Origin of the sequence: Clostridium sp. UBA1652, assembly GCF_002320975.1 — a bacterium.
GTDB classification, from domain to species: Bacteria; Bacillota; Clostridia; order Clostridiales; family Clostridiaceae; genus Clostridium_T; species Clostridium_T intestinale.
The window spans coordinates 1-3,570 of record NZ_DCLI01000081.1 but is presented as its reverse complement, the minus strand read 5'-3'; the positions used below and the strand labels follow the sequence as shown (position 1 = coordinate 3,570).

The following is a 3,570-nucleotide window of genomic DNA, read 5'->3' as shown; positions in this document are numbered from 1 at the left end:
TTGGACATAGTACAAAGCGTTTCCTATCAGAAGAAGGCACAATGTAATATAAAAAAGAAAAGTTCTTTATTGACTACAAGAAATTAGATTGCAATTGTACAGTAAGGAGAAATATATTCAGTGAAATATTAAAAATAAAAGAGAACAGCGTATTTGTCCTAAATCCTAAATTGAAACATATAATAGGAAGTATAGAATTTTAAAAAAAGAGAAAAAAATATCGAAAAAATAAATTAAACATTAGTTTAAATAAATAAACGAAAATGCTATTAAAAAATCTTTCTTACTAGTTCAACAAAATAGCCTAATTTACATGGTTATTAGAAGATAAGAAGAAAGTTTTTACTATTATATATATTTAATTTAAACTTGTTAACTAAATTACTAGATTGGTTTATAAAAAATTAAATTGAAAGAAATTATAAGAAAAATTAAAATAAGCAGAAGAGATATAACTTGCCTATGTTAATTGTCTTTAACGAATAATACACTAACATATTTTTTTAAGTACTCAATTATAAAAGTTCTTCTAAGTAGATAAGTTTCTCTTTTTTGGTCGAAATTTCAAATTTATTCTTTCTATAATGTGAGCGATCAAATACTTAACTAGCAAGTATAGACTTTCTCTATTAATTAATATGAAGGTGAAGAAATGAATAAAAGAATATACTTAAGTATCCCTTATTCAGAAAAAGAAGAAGTTAAAAGCAATGGAGCAAAGTGGGATCCAAAATTGAAAAGTTGGTATATTCCAGAAGGGGTAAACCTAAATGACTTTCAAAAGTGGTATCTTACTATTAATGATATAAAAGCTAATGAATATTTTATAGCCGAAACTGTTATAGATTGTTGGAAATGCAAAAAGAGGATTCCGGTTTTTTCTATTTTTCTAAATGAATACTATTCCTTAGATACTGAAGATTTAGAAAGAGATTGGGTATGGGATAAAATAGAGCAACCTTCATTTGTATCATATATTAGGTTTATAGACAAACAGGCTGCCAAACACATGGAAAATATTTCTGAAGGTTATGTGAATATGGATTATTCGAAGATGATGGGAAATGGGTATTTAATGAATCATTGTCCTTTTTGTGAAATGAAGCAAGGAGATTTTTCATTATTTGAGGATAATCCAGGGGTTGGATTCTGTGTTAGTACTCTAGAACAACTAAATAAAATGAAATTTTATCAAATTAAAGAATCAATTACATTAAGCGGCCAAACATATATGAGTTTTTAAGTAATAAAATAAAGATACGATGTTTTGAAGAAAGTTGCGAAGATAAATAAGGAGTCAATAACATTTTTTAATCAAACTTTATTTCAAGGCTAAAATGGCATTTTAGAAAGAGATTGGACTCTCATTAAATGAGATAAAAAACACATTTCCATATTGAGGAAAGTGACTTTATCTTAAATAAATATATATATTTAAAAAAAATAACAATTTTGGTAGACGCATGACTATATTGGTATTAAAATAGATTTATAGTATTTTCTCACCTCGAATCCCCATCCTTAAACAAGAATGAATTTTTGAAACAGGTTCTCTTCTCCAAAAAACAAACTAGGGAGATGAGGATTTGAAAAAAATCGCACTAGCATTAGCATTAATGTTTGGTTTCTTGTTACTATCCACTCCAGCACTAGCCAATAATTCTAATGAAGTAAAAACTATCGAAGAATTGCATAATATGCTTTTGAATAAAGAATTAATAAGTCTAAATGATGATAAAAAACTGATTATCAGTCAAGATGCCAACAACTTAGAGATTGATTCATCGCTATTTGATGATTATAAGAAGAGAATTGAATCAGCAAATTTCGCTGTTGGCGAAGGTATAGCTTGGTACGATGAGAATTTACAAATAACATTTTTACCCGATGAAGAAATTACCGAAAAGGTTTACCAGAATTATCAAATAGAGAAAAGCCTTGGTCTTTCTGGACCAATCTCTACTATGGCTACAGTTCTCGATGTAAAGACTATGATGGACAAAAATTACAGAGCTGTTAATAGTATCAATACTGTTGGTAGAGTAACCATAGCTAGAGCATATTGGGTTGGTAAGGTAAGAGAAGGTGGAGCATGGGATTACAAAGTTGTCAAGGGTTTTTCTCCTTGGTATAAAACTTTCTCAATGGTTTTACCGAACGGAAGTACTGAAACTCATAATAGTAAGTGGTTAGGTAATTACAACTACGGATATACAGGTAGGGTTGTTTTTAACAAAACAGTACTTTTGATTGGCGGAGATTTGGTTGGATTAGGAAAAAATCAGAAACCGGATGATGCTCAAGCGAAAGATGCAATTAGAAGGGGATATGATCACGCTAATTCATTTCAAAAAAAGTAAATTGTAATTTTTAAAATTTACTAAGGAGAAGAGAACCTGTTTGAAATGTTAATTAACATCGTTATTATAAAATCTTTAAGATTAAGATTGAGGAATTGGGAGTGAACTATAATGAATGAAATATTATATTTGGCCTTATTTCTATCATTTTTTATCATATCACTAGTATCTATAATTTTTCTTGTTGTCCTATTTGTAAAAATGGTTAAATGGAAAAAAGGGAAATACCTATTCCCTCGAAAAACATTTTTCTATACTCTTTCTTTTTTAGTAGTTACTGGCATTCTCTACTACAATCAATATTATAATTTGGATTATCTCCCGTCCGGAGAAATGAATACTAATATTGTATCGCCAAACGGTAAATACTCTATAAAAACTTATCATTTTACCGGTATTTATGGTGAGAATGCAAAAGCAGTCTTGGTTGATTTAAATAAGAATAAGGAAAAAACCATTTACTTTAATCGATTCGATTATGATCCATATGTGGAATGGGTAACGAACGACCAAGTAGTAATCGGTGAGGAGAAGTTAAATATCCATAAAGACACTTACGATTATAGACATGATCCAAACGCTCTTCGAGGGTTAACTCGGCAAAGATTAGAACATTAGAATTGTTATTAATTCATAAAAGAGAAGATGATATGTCTCTAGTTGGTGAAGTTCTAGGTTCCTCAATGATTACTGGAACCCAAGAATTATTTATTTTCTCCGTACTTTGATCTTTAATCTTTTTCTTCCAATATCCAAATTGCTGATAACTTATCCCATTGTCCTCACAACATTTAACTTGGGATTGACCACTAGATTTGTAGTCAGAAATTCTTTGTTCCCGTTTTTTTCGTAGTTCTAAATTATGGATTCTAGTCATGAAAAATCCTCCTCAAATATTTTTGAAGAGATTATTTCAAAATTTATGGTGTATGAACATGTGGGAAGAATATTACGCTTACTATTAAACACACAATGCTAAACATTTTAGCATTGTGTGTTTTTAAATTTCTTAATACTCTTAAAAAAAATCGTAAAAAACCAAACTAACCCTACTAACGTTGCAATTAAAAAAATATATTCATTTGATTTCCTCCTATAATTTATATTCTTTCTTGCGACTATATAGCAGGGTCAATCTTATAATCTAATGTTATCCCCCAGAAATAAGCTTGACCTAATTTTATAAATAAATAAATGCTTTTTTGTTGAT

Annotated in this window: 4 protein-coding genes; 3 read left to right on the top strand and 1 reads right to left on the bottom strand. The window is 29.0% G+C overall.

Annotated elements, in window-relative coordinates:
• Positions 1-652 precede the first annotated feature (652 nt).
• The 3 genes from B3N22_RS17005 to B3N22_RS16995 all read left to right on the top strand — a co-directional run bounded on the left by B3N22_RS17005 (position 653) and on the right by B3N22_RS16995 (position 2,978).
• On the top strand, positions 653-1,243 hold the full coding sequence (locus tag B3N22_RS17005) for a DUF5710 domain-containing protein (RefSeq protein WP_123260653.1): 591 nt from the start codon (positions 653-655) through the stop codon (positions 1,241-1,243).
• A gap of 343 nt (positions 1,244-1,586) precedes the next feature.
• Positions 1,587-2,360, top strand: coding sequence for a polymorphic toxin type 44 domain-containing protein (locus B3N22_RS17000; protein WP_095330536.1), 774 nt, complete (start codon positions 1,587-1,589; stop codon positions 2,358-2,360).
• Between the two features lie 111 nt (positions 2,361-2,471).
• Positions 2,472-2,978 carry a DUF5412 family protein gene (locus B3N22_RS16995; RefSeq protein ID WP_095330534.1) on the top strand — a complete coding sequence of 169 codons (507 nt, stop codon included), beginning with the start codon at positions 2,472-2,474 and terminating at the stop codon, positions 2,976-2,978.
• Positions 2,979-2,991: 13 nt separating this feature from the next.
• On the opposite strand, the gene tnpA is transcribed toward B3N22_RS16995, so the two are convergent.
• Positions 2,992-3,237 (bottom strand): IS66 family insertion sequence element accessory protein TnpA, encoded by a 246-nt coding sequence (gene tnpA, locus B3N22_RS16990; RefSeq protein WP_095330533.1) that lies wholly within the window; start codon positions 3,235-3,237, stop codon positions 2,992-2,994.
• Positions 3,238-3,570 lie beyond the last annotated feature (333 nt).

What these genes read in the sequence shown, in the direction of transcription:
- B3N22_RS17005 (WP_123260653.1), top strand. Translation starts at nt 653, where the DNA reads ATGAATAAAAGAATATACTTAAGTATCCCTTATTCAGAAAAAGAAGAA.
- B3N22_RS16995 (WP_095330534.1), top strand. Translation starts at nt 2,472, where the DNA reads ATGAATGAAATATTATATTTGGCCTTATTTCTATCATTTTTTATCATA.
- tnpA (WP_095330533.1), bottom strand. Translation starts at nt 3,237, where the DNA reads ATGACTAGAATCCATAATTTAGAACTACGAAAAAAACGGGAACAAAGA.